At 61.8% G+C, this 14472-nt stretch carries 15 protein-coding genes; all 15 read right to left on the bottom strand.

All coding sequences use genetic code 11. The features are described from left to right. Nucleotides 1-348: 348 nt before the first annotated feature. Nucleotides 349-1275 carry an ABC transporter permease gene (locus tag ACFOYU_RS24080; RefSeq protein ID WP_377035512.1) on the bottom strand — a complete coding sequence of 309 codons (927 nt, stop codon included), beginning with the start codon at nt 1273-1275 and terminating at the stop codon, nt 349-351. Then, nucleotides 1272-2105 carry an ABC transporter permease gene (locus tag ACFOYU_RS24075; protein WP_226741539.1) on the bottom strand — a complete coding sequence of 278 codons (834 nt, stop codon included), beginning with the start codon at nt 2103-2105 and terminating at the stop codon, nt 1272-1274. The genes ACFOYU_RS24080 and ACFOYU_RS24075 overlap by 4 nt, the downstream gene beginning before the upstream one ends. Before the next feature lie 105 nt (nt 2106-2210). Continuing rightward, the gene (locus ACFOYU_RS24070) at nt 2211-3344 is read right to left on the bottom strand and encodes an extracellular solute-binding protein (RefSeq protein WP_377035511.1); all 1134 of its coding nucleotides are present in this window, start codon (nt 3342-3344) and stop codon (nt 2211-2213) included. Beyond that, nucleotides 3337-4428, bottom strand: coding sequence for an ABC transporter ATP-binding protein (locus ACFOYU_RS24065; protein WP_377035510.1), 1092 nt, complete (start codon nt 4426-4428; stop codon nt 3337-3339). The genes ACFOYU_RS24070 and ACFOYU_RS24065 overlap by 8 nt, the downstream gene beginning before the upstream one ends. A gap of 279 nt (nt 4429-4707) precedes the next feature. Next, complete coding sequence (locus ACFOYU_RS24060; protein ID WP_377035509.1) at nt 4708-5280, bottom strand: HupE/UreJ family protein; 573 nt, start codon at nt 5278-5280, stop codon at nt 4708-4710. A gap of 12 nt (nt 5281-5292) precedes the next feature. After that, nucleotides 5293-5916 carry an urease accessory protein UreG gene (gene ureG, locus ACFOYU_RS24055; protein ID WP_226741535.1) on the bottom strand — a complete coding sequence of 208 codons (624 nt, stop codon included), beginning with the start codon at nt 5914-5916 and terminating at the stop codon, nt 5293-5295. Further along, entirely contained in the window at nt 5913-6614 is a 702-nt protein-coding gene (locus ACFOYU_RS24050) for an urease accessory protein UreF (RefSeq protein WP_377035563.1), read from the bottom strand. Before ACFOYU_RS24050 ends, ureG begins: the two co-directional genes overlap by 4 nt. Then, the gene (locus tag ACFOYU_RS24045) at nt 6607-7086 is read right to left on the bottom strand and encodes an urease accessory protein UreE (RefSeq protein ID WP_377035508.1); all 480 of its coding nucleotides are present in this window, start codon (nt 7084-7086) and stop codon (nt 6607-6609) included. Before ACFOYU_RS24045 ends, ACFOYU_RS24050 begins: the two co-directional genes overlap by 8 nt. Before the next feature lies 1 nt (nt 7087). Continuing rightward, nucleotides 7088-8815, bottom strand: a complete 1728-nt coding sequence (gene ureC, locus ACFOYU_RS24040) for an urease subunit alpha (protein WP_377035507.1) — start codon at nt 8813-8815, stop codon at nt 7088-7090. Next, nucleotides 8815-9435, bottom strand: coding sequence for an urease subunit gamma (locus ACFOYU_RS24035; RefSeq protein ID WP_377035506.1), 621 nt, complete (start codon nt 9433-9435; stop codon nt 8815-8817). Before ACFOYU_RS24035 ends, ureC begins: the two co-directional genes overlap by 1 nt. A gap of 9 nt (nt 9436-9444) precedes the next feature. Continuing rightward, on the bottom strand, nt 9445-10299 hold the full coding sequence (locus ACFOYU_RS24030) for an urease accessory protein UreD (RefSeq protein WP_377035505.1): 855 nt from the start codon (nt 10297-10299) through the stop codon (nt 9445-9447). Continuing rightward, nucleotides 10274-10969 carry an urea ABC transporter ATP-binding subunit UrtE gene (gene urtE, locus ACFOYU_RS24025; RefSeq protein WP_226741707.1) on the bottom strand — a complete coding sequence of 232 codons (696 nt, stop codon included), beginning with the start codon at nt 10967-10969 and terminating at the stop codon, nt 10274-10276. Before urtE ends, ACFOYU_RS24030 begins: the two co-directional genes overlap by 26 nt. Nucleotides 10970-10971: 2 nt before the next feature. Continuing rightward, nucleotides 10972-11724, bottom strand: a complete 753-nt coding sequence (gene urtD, locus ACFOYU_RS24020) for an urea ABC transporter ATP-binding protein UrtD (RefSeq protein WP_377035504.1) — start codon at nt 11722-11724, stop codon at nt 10972-10974. 3 nt (nt 11725-11727) lie between these two features. Then, on the bottom strand, nt 11728-12861 hold the full coding sequence (gene urtC, locus ACFOYU_RS24015; protein ID WP_377035503.1) for an urea ABC transporter permease subunit UrtC: 1134 nt from the start codon (nt 12859-12861) through the stop codon (nt 11728-11730). Beyond that, nucleotides 12858-14450 carry an urea ABC transporter permease subunit UrtB gene (urtB, locus tag ACFOYU_RS24010; RefSeq protein ID WP_377035502.1) on the bottom strand — a complete coding sequence of 531 codons (1593 nt, stop codon included), beginning with the start codon at nt 14448-14450 and terminating at the stop codon, nt 12858-12860. Before urtB ends, urtC begins: the two co-directional genes overlap by 4 nt. Nucleotides 14451-14472 lie beyond the last annotated feature (22 nt).

Raw genomic sequence — 14472 nt, 5'->3', positions numbered from 1 at the left:
AAAAGGTACCCCGCCCGTCCGGACGGAGTACCCTTCTCAATGTGAAATGGACTTCACGAAGGATCGTTTCAGTCGCTTTCACGAGTCGCGGATCAGCGACCGGACTGAATCACGCCGAAATCGAAGGCCTGAGCCGGATTGGCGGTGAATGACGCAAACGAAACGGCCAGAGCCATGGCGAATGCGACCTGCAACACTGCTTTCTTAAGCATGTTCATTTCCCTTTGATTGCGTCGTCACAAGACGACGGGGGCATATGTAACTCAGTTACAAACGGCCTGTAAACGATACTGCCGGTTGAAGCGCCACACCCAGGCCGATAGTCCATGGGCCTGCACGCCGGAGCGCCTACTGCCCCACCTTGCTCAGGACCTCGGCTTTCAGGAACCGTTCGATGATGATCATGAACAGGATGGACGGCACGAGAAGGATGAGCGCGGTGATAGATGCGATCTGATAGTTTCCGCCCATGCTCGAATTATAGAGAAGAAGCGGAAGGGTCGTGACCTGCGGCACGCCGACGAAGAACGTACCGGTGAACTCGTCGAGAGATTCCAGAAAGACGAAGATGGCGCTCGCCATGATGCCGGGCGCAGCAAGCGGCAGCGTGACCGTGAAGAAGGTCCGCAGGGGCGAAGCCCCGATGTTTCGGGCCGCCAGTTCGAGGTCCCTGTCGACCGCCGCGAAGGCGGCCGCTGCAATCCACACGGAATAGACGAGACCATGAGCAGCGTGCACGAGCACGACGCCCGTGATCGTTCCGGTCAGCCCGATGCTGTAGAAGACCCTTGCGACGTTGATATAGATCGCCACGGAGGGAAAAGCCTGCGGCAGCAGGAACAGGATCATCAGCGCGGTCCGCCACGGCAGCTTGAGGCGCGCCAGCGCATAGCCCGCAGGAACTGAAACGGCGAGAGCCACGAGCACCGTCAGACAGGCGATGCTGACGCTCGTCACGAGAGACGACATGGCGTCACCCGTCGGACGGAAGACCACCTCCCAATACCGTGTGCCATAGGAGACCGGCAGCTTGAAGGGGGCGTACCAGCGCTCGGCAACCGACCAGAGAGCCAGGTTGGCCAGGGGCCCGAACAGCAGGAATGCGAAGACGGCAAGCCCGAACACCTTGAGCAGCGTGGAGCCCAAGGCCCAGAACCGGACGCGCGCAGCAGACGGAGCGGGCTCCCGCGGCACGGACAAAGAGCGGTTTGCCGAAGCGAGAATCCGAGGCTCCGGCACCGCCCCGACGGAGGACAAGCGCAACTTAACGCTCATGCCTGCACCTCCCGCTTCACGTTGTGCCGGAGGTAGATCCACGCGACCGTGCCGGCAATCAGGTATGAGATGACCCCGAGTGCGTTTGCCGTCGCATAATCGCCGTAGGAGTTGATGCGGAAAGCCATGTCCACGGTCAGCATGGTCGGCTGGGAACCCGCGACCATCATCGGCACCGAGAGGACGGAGAGCATCGTCACGAAGGAAAGAACCAGACCGACGAGGAGCGTCTGCGAAACCTGGGGCAGTACGATCTCGATGAGAACCCGCAGGCGTGATGCGCCGAGATTGCGCCCTGCCTCGATGGTGGCTCGGTCGATGGAGGCCATGGCACCCGCGAGCATCAGCGTCACGAACGGCACCTGTTTCCACACGAAGGTGATGATGATGCCGCGCCAGTCGAGAAAGCTGGTCGCCTGCAACGGTTCCATCACTCCGAGCGCCACGAGCGAATTGTTCATCAGCCCGTTCTTGGCAAGAAACGTGCGCATGCATTGTGCGGCAACGATGAACGGGATGAAGAGCGGCCAGCGATAGAGTTGCCGCAATGCTCCTACGAGCCAGGGCGTCTCTCCGAGCGTGAGGATCCCCGCGATGATGATCGCGAACAGCCCGGTCAGCAGCGTCGACGTAATGACGATGAACAGCGTGAAAAGAATATCGGTGGAATAGAGCTCATAGGCCTTTCGGAAATGCATGAGCGTCAAGCCGCTGCCCGGCTCCGTGAACGCCGCGGCGAGCGAATAGCCGAGAGGATAGAGGAACAACGCCCCGATCATCGCCAGGGCTGGCGCGATAAGCAGAAGGCCGAAGAACGATGGTCTCGCCATGGACTGGAAGCACCCGGAACTCTGCCCGGCATTCGATCCGGGCGATAGGTGGCGGGCAGCCGAACATGCCGGCCGCCCGCCAGTGATCAGGTGAAGGCGCGAACCTCAGTTCGCGACGTTCTTCTCGTAGCTTTCGAGAATGTCGTTGAAATAAGGCCCGATCGGGAAAGATTTCCCGTTAGCGGCCAGAGCGTCGGGGGTGATATCCGCGAAGAGCTGGTTCCAGGCGGCTTGGTCGAGCTTGCCCTCGAGGTTCTTCGCGTCGATACCCGGATACCAGTTGAAGCGCTTCACGATGCCTTCGGCCTGCACTTCCGGGCTCGTCGCGAGAGCGATGAAATCGGCCGCAAGCTTCTCCTGCCCGGTCTTGGCGGGAATGGCATAGTACATGGGCTGCCCCGGCATGCCCGGCGATATGAGCTTCAGGCGGGTGTTCGGCGGCAGCTTGCCCTCCGCCTTCCAGGTGTAGAACATATCGACCCAGACGGGACCCATGGCGATCTCGCCACGGTTGAGCATGTCGAGAGTTCCGGCGTTGCCGGGCGTGATGACGACGTTCTTGTTGAACTCCTTCAGGTCGGCCAGCGCCTTGTCCCAGGTGGCCTTGGTGGCCGCATCGTAGGGCCCCTTCTCGAGCTTCGCCGCATCGCCGCCGAAAGCCGAGACCCAGCCGGTCACGAAGGCGACGCCCGACATGCCGCCCTTGATGCCGTTATAGCCGAATTGCTGCGGGTTCTGCTTCACCCAATCGCGCAGCTCGGCGTAGCTGCTCGGCGGGTTCTTGACGAGATCGGGATTGTAGGCGAGCGCCGTCTGCGAGTGGAACATGGGCATGACGTAGCCCGAGACGTCCGTGCCGAGGGCGTTCGTGGCCGTGTCGCGCGTCACCATCTTCCCCGTCGGGAGCGTGTCGCGATACTTCTTGAGCAGGTCCTCCTTCACCATGGTGCCTGCGGCCTTCTGGTGAATGACGACCACGTCGAAGTCGGACGCGGCACCCGCCTTCTTCTGCGCATCCAGCTTCTCGTAGATCTTCTGCGAGCCGCCGTCGCCAGGTCCGGTGCCGACGGCAACGACCTTCACGCCGGGGTTCTTCTTCTCGAACATCGGTCCGAGATAGTCCTTGATGTAATCGACCATGTTCTGGTCGCCTGCCGTCGCGACGTTGAGGGTCTGAGCGCTCGCGGACGTAGTCAGCAGAAGCGCCGCAAAACCGGCGGCCCATAAGCCTTTACGCATGGTTTCCTCCCTTGGTGGGGTCAGTGGGGAACAGGTGCAACGATGCCAGCGGCAGGCGCAGGCCTACCGGGCGATCGAGCTCGTGGTAGTCATCGTCTGTCACGGTAAAATGACGGTCGGCGATTGCCACCACATACCTGTAGTGTCCGCCCGGATACGTTCTCTGCGTAATTGTTCCGGGCAGGACGATGGACCCGTCGATGCGGGCGTTGGGATCGACGAGCGAAGCGACATCGTCGCGGAAGTAGGCGGTCACACGGCCAAGAGGCGCCCGCCCGTCCCAAGCGGTTGCAGCGGCCCCGTCGGCCTTGACTTCGATACCCTTGCTCACCGGATTCACGTCGAGGTCGATCGTATTCTCCGCTCCCATGAAGCTCGCCACGAAGGGCGAGTTGGGACGGTCGAAAACCTCCTTGGGCGAACCCATCTGCGCAATGCGGCCGGCATCCATCACCACGATCCGGTCCGCCATCGTCATGGCCTCCTCCCGGTCATGGGTGACATGAATGGCCGTGAAGCCCAGTTGATTCTGGAGGGACTTGAGTTCGGAGCGGAGCTGGACGCGCACCTTGGCGTCCAGATTGGACAGGGGCTCGTCCAGGAGAAGGATTTCGGGCTCGATGGCGAGGGCGCGCCCGAGAGCCACGCGCTGACGCTGCCCGCCCGACAGGTTGGTGACCTTGCGGTCCTCGAGCCCGGACAGGTTGAGCATCTTGAGGATCTTGGCGACGCGGGTCCGGATCTCGTCCTTCGGAACACCTCTCAGGCGCAGGCCGTAGCCGACATTGCCCATCACCGTCATGTGCGGCCACAGGGCATAGGACTGGAACATCATGGCCATGCCCCGCTTCTCGGGAGGCATGTTCACGACATCCCTCCCGAACAGCCGAATGGCGCCGCCTGCAGCCTTCTGAAACCCGGCCACGGTGCGAAGAAGCGTCGTCTTTCCGCAGCCGGACGACCCGAGAATGGCGATAAACTCGCCCGGCGCCACTGAAAGATCGACCCCGTGCAGCACGCGCTGACGACCGTAGCTGACGTGCAGATCGTGAATATCGATCGCAGCAGAAGGGGAACTGTTCACAGCCCTCGTATCCTCCCTAGTGAGCTTTCCGCTTCTCTTTTGTAGCCAGCAAACCACATCCTAGGGCTGCTGGAAAGAGAGCGAGACGGGCTTCCTAGAGATCGCGTGTGACAGATCCACGACGGAGAGAGGACCTGGACGGCAAGTTGGACAGGATTGCTGCCATTTTTTGCAGCGCCGCTACGGCATGCGAGGCGGGCTCCTGCTCGACACCGAGCCTGAACAAGAGGGCTCCATGGCCTTGCCACGGAGTCCTCCGCACTTAGTGGCCGAAATGGCTTACGCAACTGCCACGACAATACCCATAAGAGCCACCGCCGCGCCTGCGAAACGGATCGCCTGTCGCGACCGGAGAGAAGCCATACCTCCAGCGATCCCGATCCCGTGCAGGAGGGCCGTCGCCGTCGCGAACCCCAGGCTGTAGGAGATCGCGCCCGAGCCCAGCGGCATCTCGGCTCCGTGGGCATAGCCATGGAAGACCGCGAACACGCCTACAAGGGCCATCGCGGCACTGGCGGGCCATGCCCCACCGAGCGCCACTACGCCGCCGATCACAATGATCGAGACCACGATCCCGGTCTCCGCTGCCGGTATGTCCGTGCCGGCAAGGCCGAGACTTCCGCCGGCCAGCATCATGACCACGAAGCTCGCCGGCACGGTCCAGAGCGCCCTCCCGCCGAGCAGGGCGGCAAAGAGGCCGACAGTCACCATGACGAGCACATGGTCCAGCCCATGGACGGGGTGCAGGAAGCCTGTCGTGAAATCCGCGCTGGGACCCGCTCCCGTGTGAGCCAGAGCCGGTGCCGTCGGCACTGAGAGAGCTGCCGAGAGGATGAAACGCTTCAAGATCATGAGGTGCTCCTGTTAGGCGGCCGCGGCCAAGCCGCCGGCCTGTTCGATGAAACTGGCGATGGCGTCGACCCCGACGCCGCCGCGAATGTTGCTGAAGACGTAAGGACGCCGACCGCGCATGCGCTTCGTGTCCTCCTCCATCACGGCAAGATCAGCGCCGACATAAGGAGCAAGGTCGATCTTGTTGACGACGAGAAGATCCGAGCGGGTGATGCCGGGGCCTCCCTTCCGGGGGATCTTCTCACCGCCGGCCACATCGATGACGTAGATCGTCAGATCCGCGAGTTCGGGGGAGAACGTCGCCGCGAGATTGTCGCCGCCCGACTCCACCAGTACGATGTCAAGTGCGGGAAAACGCTTTCTCATCGTGGCAATGGCGGCGAGATTGATGGAGGCATCCTCGCGGATTGCCGTATGCGGGCAGCCGCCCGTTTCGACCCCCATGATGCGCTCCTCCGGCAACGCATCCGCCACGGTCAGCAGGCGCGCATCCTCCTTCGTGTAGATATCGTTTGTGATGGCGCAGATGTCGTAGCGCCGGCGAAAGGTCTTGCAGAGCGCCTCCATCAGGGCGGTCTTGCCCGAACCGACTGGGCCGCCGATGCCGACCCGCAGGGGTCCCGTGCGAGAGATCATGAGCGAAAGAGCCTCGTGTACTGGTTTTCGTGGTGGAAGGAGCCGAGATCGGCCCGGAAGGTCGCACCGCCGATATCGTCGAGCGACAAATTCTGCGCCTCCTCGGCTAGGTTGCGAACGATCGGAACCATGGTGGCGCAAACGCGTGTCCCTCCGCTCTGCCCGATGGGAGCCGATCGGATTGCCGCGGAGACGAGGTTCTGAACCATGGCGAGCAGATAGGCGCTGGCTGTTGCCGATAGAGGCACGCCATGCGCCGCTGCAGCCATGCCCACGGCGACCGGGAACGCCACCTCACCCTCGAAATCCCTCAGCCGGGGGGAAGGCCAAGCCGCCAACGTGGCGTCGAGGAAGCTGCGCCCCTGCTGAGACGTTTCAAGGTGGAGTTCGGCAGAAGGAGAAAGTGCCAAAGCGAGTTCGTTCACCTCATCCAAGTCGTCGGCACGATCAGCCGCGATGGACTTGTACGCATGACTCAGAAGGATCGCATCGTTCCGGCCGGCACCGAGGAGCATGAGATCGCCGAGCCACGCGATGAGCGATGCCTCGTCCCCTACGTCGCCCGACTCCACGGCCCATTCCAGCGTGTGGGAATAGGCATAGGAGCCAACAGGAAAAGATGGGGACAGCCATACGAACAGCGGCAGGAGCGACTGGGTGCCGTCCCCATGTGGTAGGCGGTCGTGCTGTTCAGCCATGGGAATGCCCATGATGATGCGTGTGCGCGCCATGATCGTGATGGTGGTAGGCGCCTCGGACGGGTCGAAATGGCCGTTCGACGATCCTGGTCTGCGCTCCCAGGCCGTGGAGCATATCGATCAGAACATGATCGTAAGCGATGTAGATGGCGCCATCGGCGATCTCGGCCGGCACGTGACGGTTTCCGATGTGCCAGGCCAGCGTCAGGAGTTCGAGCGTGCCAGCGGTCGTCACCTCGACCAATCTCTCCGAAGCGGCCTTCACCTCTACGAGCCAACCGCTGTCGAGCCGGATGGCATCCCCATCTTCGAGAATGTCGGCCCTGTCGAGATCCAGCAGAAAGGCGGTGCCGCCATCGGCTTTGAGAACGATACGACGCCGGTGGCGGTCGCCATGATCGAGAGTGATGACATCGACAATGCGATCGGCATCGACCGCGTCACGACGAATGATGGAGGATGCGCGGATCATGTCAGAACAGGAAGTAGCGTTGTGCCATGGGCAGGATCCTGGCAGGCTCGCAGATAAGCAATTCGCCGTCGGCACGGACGTCGTAGGTTTCAGGATCTACCTCGATATGAGGCATGGCGTCATTCAGGATCATGTCCTTCTTGCCGATGCCGCCACGAACATTCTCCACGGCAACGAGTTGTTTCTGGACTCCCAGCCTCGCGGCAAGACCGTTCTCCGCCGCTGCCTTGGACACGAAGGTCACCGACGTCGTGGCGAGAGCCCGTCCGAACGATCCGAACATCGGCCGGTAATGCACCGGTTGCGGCGTCGGAATCGATGCGTTCGGATCACCCATGGGAGCCGCGGCAATGGCCCCGCCCTTGATCACGAGATCCGGCTTCACGCCGAAGAAAGCGGGTGACCACAACACGAGGTCGGCGAGTTTTCCGGGTTCGACGGACCCGACATGCTTCGAGATCCCATGGGCGATGGCCGGATTGATCGTGTACTTCGCCACATAACGCCGAACGCGGAGATTGTCGTTGTCCCCGGTCTCACCCGGGAGTGCTCCCCGCTGGACTTTCATCTTATGCGCCGTCTGCCAAGTCCGGATGATGACTTCTCCGACACGGCCCATGGCCTGGCTGTCCGACGACATCATGGAAAGGGCGCCGAGGTCGTGCAGAATGTCCTCGGCCGCGATCGTTTCCTTGCGGATACGGCTCTCGGCGAAGGCGAGGTCCTCCGGGATCGCAGGGTCGAGATGGTGGCACACCATGAGCATGTCGAGATGCTCGTCGATGGTGTTCACCGTATAGGGCCGTGTCGGATTCGTGGAGGACGGCAGAACGTTCGGCAGCCCTGCCACCTTGATGATGTCCGGCGCGTGCCCACCACCCGCTCCCTCCGTGTGAAAGGCGTGGATCGTCCTTCCCTTGAAGGCCGCGACCGTGTCCTCGACGAAACCAGATTCGTTGAGTGTGTCGGTATGGATCATCACCTGCACGTCGTATTCGTCCGCCACCGAGAGGCAGCAATCGATCGCGGCAGGGGTCGTGCCCCAATCCTCGTGCAGCTTGAGGGCGCAGGCTCCGGCCTGAATCATTTCCTCGAGTGCTCCGGGCTTCGAGGCGTTGCCCTTGCCTGAAAGTGCGAGGTTCATCGGAAAGGCGTCCGCCGCCTCGATCATGCGAGCCATATGCCAGGGCCCGGGCGTGCACGTTGTGGCGAAGGTTCCCGTCGCAGGTCCCGTGCCGCCGCCGAGCATGGTCGTAATGCCCGAGGTCAATGCCTCTTCGATCTGCTGCGGGCAGATGAAATGGATATGGGAGTCGAAACCGCCGGCGGTGACGATCTTGCCCTCCCCCGCGATGATCTCCGTACCGGGGCCAATGACGATGTCCACACCGGGCTGCACATCCGGGTTGCCGGCCTTGCCGATCCTGGCGATGCGTCCGTCCCGAATGCCGATGTCCGCCTTTACGATTCCGGAGTGATCGAGGATGACCGCATTCGTGATGACAGTGTCCATCGCCCCGTCCTGCCGGGTGGCCTGCCCCTGCCCCATCCCGTCGCGGATCACCTTGCCGCCGCCGAACTTAACCTCCTCGCCATAGATCGTAAAATCCTTCTCCACCTCAATGACCAGTGCCGTATCGGCCAGACGGATCCTGTCTCCCTTTGTGGGGCCGAACATATCGGCATAGGCTGCCCGGGGGAGCGATGCAGGTTTGCGTTGGTTCGTCATCACAGGGCTCCCATCACATCCTGACGGAAGCCATAGACTTCGCGCTTGCCTGACAGAGGTACCAGAATGACCTCGCGCGTGGCGCCCGGCTCGAACCTCACTGCCGTACCGGGAGCGATGTCGAGACGCATGCCGCGTGCCTTCTCCCGCTCGAAGGAGAGCGCGGGGTTGGTCTCGTAGAAATGATAATGGCTCCCGACCTGAATCGGGCGATCCCCTGTATTGGCGACCGTGATGGCCGTGCGCTCGGCTCCATCGTTGAACACGATCTCGCCCTTCTCCGTCATGACCTCGCCCGGTACATGCTCGGAGGCTGCGCCGCGGATCGGGTGGTGGACCGTCACGAGCTTCGTGCCGTCCGGGAACGTCGCCTCGACCTGGATATCGTGGATCATCTCGGCCACGCCCTCCATGACCTGATCGGCGCTCAGGACGTGGGCCCCGGCCTCCATGAGTTCGGCGACGGAGCGCCCGTCACGCGCTCCCTCCACGACCGTATCGGTGATGAGCGCAATTGCTTCGGGATGGTTCAGTTTCACGCCGCGCTCCAGGCGACGGCGCGCCACCATGGCCGCCATGGCGACGAGTAGTTTGTCCTTTTCACGGGGCGTGAGTTGCATGGTTCAACCTTAGCTAAGCCAGACGCGGGGCAACGGCTCGCCGCGAAAGGCGAGAAGAAAAGGGCAGATGGCGGAGCGCAGCGCTTCGATGCTTCGGGCGCAGAAGCGAACAGCCAGAAGGCCGTTCCATGCACTGGCAGCGGCCTCGCACCCGCTGTTCAGGGACAGGTGCTGGCGAACGCTCTCGAGACGCGATTCCGCATCCGGGGCGACGTGGACGAGAGTCGCCAGAGCACGGGCACCATCGGCGACACTGGGCTTCTTCAGAAGGTCAGCTATCGGACCTTCGAGACGGAGAGCATCCGCGTAGACGAGACGCTCGCCGCGCCGGATACGCCAGCGATCTTCGAAGAACCCTTGCGTGACGTGCTCTGCGCGGGCCGCACGTCCGAAGACGACAGCTTCGAAGAGGGTCAGCCGGGCATCCGGCGCCACTTCGGCATCGAGGCGCCGCGCCAGACGCGCCCGGTCGAAAAGAAGCGTCTCCTGAGGGATCCAATCGAGCCGGGAAGCCGATCCCAGCGAAAGCTTCACGGACAGTTCGGCAACGGGTCCGTCTGAGCGATACACCTTTTCGGCGGCAGGAGTCGCCACCGTTACGACGGAACCTGCCTGCACATCGATCTCTACAGAAAATTGATCACCGCAGGCAATGCCGCCCGCCGTATTGACGATCACCGCATCAAGACCACACCCCTCACTCCTCGGAAGCCTGATCCGCATGGAACCGCTTTCGGCAATACGGTCTGGGCGCGTTCGCCCGTTTATGCTCATGGCGCCGAGTGCTACTCGCCCGACAGCGCGCTGACGAAGAGGGCTTGCAGCAGGCGACGAGGCCTCAAATGGCAAGACGTTGACGTACATCGTCCCCCTCGAGCGCTGAACGGTCGCCATGCTGGACTATTTCGCCCCGTTCCATCACCACGAAGCGATCCGCAAGCTCGCGCGCAAAATCGAAATACTGCTCGACCAGGAGGATGGCCATGTCCTTCCGCTCGCGCAGATACGAGATCGCCCGCCCGATATCCTTGATGATCGACGGTTGGATTCCTTCTGTCGGCTCGTCCAGCACGAGCAACCGAGGTCGCATCACCAGAGCTCTGCCGATGGCGAGTTGCTGCTGCTGCCCTCCGGAAAGGTCCCCGCCCCGCCGTCCGAGCATCGACTTCAGTACCGGGAAGAGTTCGAAGACCTCGTCGGGAATGCGTCGCTCCCCACGTTTGAGTGGAGCAAATCCGGTCTCCAGATTCTCTCTTACCGTCAGAAGTGGAAAAATTTCACGTCCCTGCGGAACATAGGCTATACCGAGCTCCGCTCGCTCGAAAGGCTTGAGGCGCGAGATGTCCCTCCCCTGAAAGCGGACAGCCCCACCGGATATGGGCCTCTGGCCCGAAATCGCTCGCAGAAGCGAAGTCTTGCCCACGCCGTTACGCCCCAGAACGCAAGTCACCTCACCCACCTCCGCGGAGACGGAAACCCCGCGCAGGGCTTGGGCTGCACCATAGTGAAGGGACAGGTTTTCAACGGACAACATCGTCATCGGCCCAGGTAAACCTCGATCACGCGTTCATTGGCGCTTACCGCATCGAGAGAGCCTTCGGCTAGAACCGAGCCCTCGTGGAGACATGTGACTTTCACTCCGAGATCGCGCACGAAAGTCATGTCGTGCTCCACCACGACCACGGCGCGGGTCTTCGCAATATCCCGCAGGAGATCGGCGGTATCGGCGGTCTCCTGATCCGTCATACCCGCGGCGGGCTCATCCACGAGAAGGAGCTTCGGCTCCTGGGCCAAAAGCATGCCGATCTCCAGCCATTGCTTCTGACCGTGGGACAATTCGCCCGCCTTGCGGTATCGGTGGGCGCTGAGGCGGACACGTTCCAGGAGCGCCTCGATCCTCTCCTTCTCCCGCGTCGTGCGCCGAGAGAACAGGGCTGCGAATGGACTGCGCTCACCCTTGAGTGCGAGAAGCAGATTATCCTCGACATTGTGCATGTCGAACACCGTCGGCGTCTGGAACTTTCGACCGATGCCAAGTTCGGCGATAGCGGCCTCATCAAGTACCGTCAGGTCATGAACTCCTTCGAACAGGGCTGTTCCCTGGTTGGGACGTGTTTTGCCGGTGATCACGTCCATCATGGTGGTCTTGCCCGCGCCGTTCGGTCCGATGACGGCGCGCATCTCCGCGTGATCGATGGCAAGGGAGAGTGCGTTCAGAGCCCGAAAGCCGTCGAAGGAAACCGTGACGTTGTCGAGGTAAAGCAGCGTTGGAGTGATAGGTTCGCTCATGACTTACTCCGCCGCATAGGGTAGCCCACCAGGTGCGTGTCGGGTCCGGGACCGCCTGACCTTAGCCCACAGGTCCGTGCCGGCCCCCAGGATGCCGCGCGGCATGAGAAGCGTCACGAAAACGAAGAGGCCGCCAAGTGCAAACAGCCAGAACTCGGGAAGGGCACCGGTAAACCAGGTTTTCCCAGCATTCACGACCAGCGCTCCGAGGATCGCGCCAGCTAGAGTTCCACGTCCGCCGACAGCGACCCAGATCACCACCTCGATCGAATTGGCGGGGGCAAACTCGCTCGGATTGATGATGCCGACCTGCGGCACGTAAAGCGCGCCGGCAACACCCGCGATCATGGCTGAAAGGGTAAACACCGCAAGCTTGTAGTTCTCGACGCGATAACCGAGAAATCGTGTCCGGCTCTCCGCATCCCGCACCGCGACCAAGACCTTGCCGAGTTTCGAGTTCACGATCCACTTGCAGAGGAGATATCCGGCAGCGAGCGCAACGGTGGAAAGAACGAAGAGGACGATCCGGGTCGAGCCCGACTGGATCGGAAATCCAAGGATCTCCTTGAAATCGGTCAGGCCGTTATTGCCGCCGAAGCCCATATCATTGCGGAAGAAGGCAAGCATCAGCGCGAAGGTCATGGCCTGCGTGATGATTGAAAGGTAGACCCCCGTCACCCGAGACCGGAAGGCGAACCAACCGAAGATGAAGGCCAGGAGGCCCGGCGCAGCGATCACCATAAATGCCGCGAAGGGAAACCAATCGAATCCATGCCAGAACCATGGCAACTCCCTCCAGTTCAGGAAAACCATGAAATCGGGCAGGATCGGATCCGCATAGACCCCGCGCGAGCCGATCTGGCGCATGAGGTACATGCCCATCGCATAACCGCCGAGAGCGAAGAATGCCCCGTGACCAAGCGAAAGAATACCGCAGAAGCCCCAGATAAGATCGACCGAGAGCGCCAGCAGAGCAAAGCACAGATACTTGCCGAGAAGCGGCACGAGGTAATCGGACAGATGAAGCGCCGACCCAGGGGGCGCCACTGTATTCAGAACGGGAACCAGAACAGCGGTGGCCGCCAGCAAGGACAGGACGATGATGCTCTGCCTGTCGATGAGAGACTGCGTCGTCATGCTTCCACCGCCCTGCCCCTGAGCGCGAAAAGTCCGCGCGGCCGCCTTTGAATGAAGAGGATGATCGCAACGAGCAGGACGATTTTGCCCAATACCGCCCCGGCATAAGGCTCGAGAAACTTGTTCGCGATGCCGAGCGTCATCGCTCCGACCAGAGTACCCCACAGATTCCCGACACCGCCGAACACCACGACCATGAAACTGTCGATGATGTAGCTCTGTCCAAGATTGGGGCTCACATTGTCGATTTGGGACAATGCAACACCGGCAATCCCCGCCACGCCCGAGCCGAGACCGAAAGCCAAGGCGTCGATCCGGTTTGTTCGGATACCCATGGATCCCGCCATGCGGCGGTTCTGCGTGACTGCCCGCGTGTAGAGCCCGAGAGACGTATAGCGCATCACCAGAAGCAGGGTCGCGAATGCCGCAAACGCGAAGATGACGATGGCGATGCGATTGTAGGTGAGGCTCAGTCCCCCGATCTCGAGAGCACCACTCATCCAGGCTGGCGTCCCGACCTCCCGGTTCGTCGGCCCGAAGATTGTGCGGACTGTCTGCTGCAGGATCAGAGACAAGCCCCACGTCGCAAGCAGCGTTTCCAGCGGGCGCCCGTAGAGAAAGCGGATGACGGTACGCTCGATGAGGATCCCGACAGCACCCGCGACCACGAAAGCAAGTGGAAGCGATAGGAACAGCGAGATGCCGAACAATTCCGGTGCATAGGTGCGGATCGCCTCCTGAACGACGAAGGTCGTATAGGCACCCAGCATCACCATCTCACCGTGCGCCATATTGATGACGCCCATGGTACCGAAGGTGATTGCCAGGCCGATCGCAGCCAGCAAGAGGACCGACCCGAGGGAAATGCCGTACCAGACATTCTGAAGCGCGTTCCAGAACGCCAGACGGGAGCGGATGCTCTCAACGGCCTTCCCTGCCGCGTCCGCCACCTCGGGCTGCACCCCGACAGGCAACGTCGATAACAGCGCAAGCGCGTCCTGGTCTCCGCGGGCCTGCAAGGCCTCGACGGCCTTCAGGCGATCTGCGGTAGATGTACCGGAGGCGCCCAGAAGCACTGCAGCACGCGCCATCTGCAGGGCGCCCTTCACATTTGCATCCGTTTCCTGTGCGATAGCCGTTTCCAAATTCGGCAGAGCCGTCTCATCACGGGAGCGAAAAACCGCTCGCGCCGCCTGCAGTCGTGCAGCCGGATCGGAACTGAGAAGCGTCAGGCTGCCCAACGCAGCCTCGATAGCGCGGCGAACGCGATTGTTGATCCTGACCGGTTTGAGGTCTGATGGCGTTGGCCCGAAAGCCTGCCCCGTCACCGCACTAATCAGGTTACCAGACGGTTCACGGATAATAATTTGTCCGGAGCCGACGAGAAGCCGACCATCGCGCACGGCCTCAACGACCTTCAAGGATAGGGGATGACCGCTTCCCGCAACAGCAGAAATGGCGGCATCCGTCTCAGCATAGCTGTCGGCGGCAAACTTCGGCAGCGCATCTTCATAGACGCCCGCGAAGGCAGAGGAGGCCATGCCGATAAGGACTGCAAAGGCCGCTAAGAGATGGCGCAAGATGATCATGAAATATGCTTCAACGGAGGAT

It is taken from the genome of Microvirga sp. GCM10011540 (assembly GCF_042650665.1).
In the GTDB taxonomy this organism is placed as follows: Bacteria; Pseudomonadota; Alphaproteobacteria; order Rhizobiales; family Beijerinckiaceae; genus Microvirga; species Microvirga lenta.
Note: the sequence above shows the minus strand (reverse complement) of the source record. Positions and strands in the feature narration are given on the sequence as shown.

Bases quoted from the DNA above. Each gene is read 5' to 3' on its own strand.
- ACFOYU_RS24080 (WP_377035512.1), bottom strand. From the start codon at position 1,275: ATGAGCGTTAAGTTGCGCTTGTCCTCCGTCGGGGCGGTGCCGGAGCCT.
- ACFOYU_RS24075 (WP_226741539.1), bottom strand. From the start codon at position 2,105: ATGGCGAGACCATCGTTCTTCGGCCTTCTGCTTATCGCGCCAGCCCTG.
- ACFOYU_RS24070 (WP_377035511.1), bottom strand. From the start codon at position 3,344: ATGCGTAAAGGCTTATGGGCCGCCGGTTTTGCGGCGCTTCTGCTGACT.
- ACFOYU_RS24060 (WP_377035509.1), bottom strand. From the start codon at position 5,280: ATGATCTTGAAGCGTTTCATCCTCTCGGCAGCTCTCTCAGTGCCGACG.
- ureG (WP_226741535.1), bottom strand. From the start codon at position 5,916: ATGATCTCTCGCACGGGACCCCTGCGGGTCGGCATCGGCGGCCCAGTC.
- ACFOYU_RS24050 (WP_377035563.1), bottom strand. From the start codon at position 6,614: ATGGCTGAACAGCACGACCGCCTACCACATGGGGACGGCACCCAGTCG.
- ACFOYU_RS24045 (WP_377035508.1), bottom strand. From the start codon at position 7,086: ATGATCCGCGCATCCTCCATCATTCGTCGTGACGCGGTCGATGCCGAT.
- ureC (WP_377035507.1), bottom strand. From the start codon at position 8,815: ATGACGAACCAACGCAAACCTGCATCGCTCCCCCGGGCAGCCTATGCC.
- ACFOYU_RS24035 (WP_377035506.1), bottom strand. From the start codon at position 9,435: ATGCAACTCACGCCCCGTGAAAAGGACAAACTACTCGTCGCCATGGCG.
- ACFOYU_RS24030 (WP_377035505.1), bottom strand. From the start codon at position 10,299: ATGTACGTCAACGTCTTGCCATTTGAGGCCTCGTCGCCTGCTGCAAGC.
- urtE (WP_226741707.1), bottom strand. From the start codon at position 10,969: ATGTTGTCCGTTGAAAACCTGTCCCTTCACTATGGTGCAGCCCAAGCC.
- urtD (WP_377035504.1), bottom strand. From the start codon at position 11,724: ATGAGCGAACCTATCACTCCAACGCTGCTTTACCTCGACAACGTCACG.
- urtC (WP_377035503.1), bottom strand. From the start codon at position 12,861: ATGACGACGCAGTCTCTCATCGACAGGCAGAGCATCATCGTCCTGTCC.
- urtB (WP_377035502.1), bottom strand. From the start codon at position 14,450: ATGATCATCTTGCGCCATCTCTTAGCGGCCTTTGCAGTCCTTATCGGC.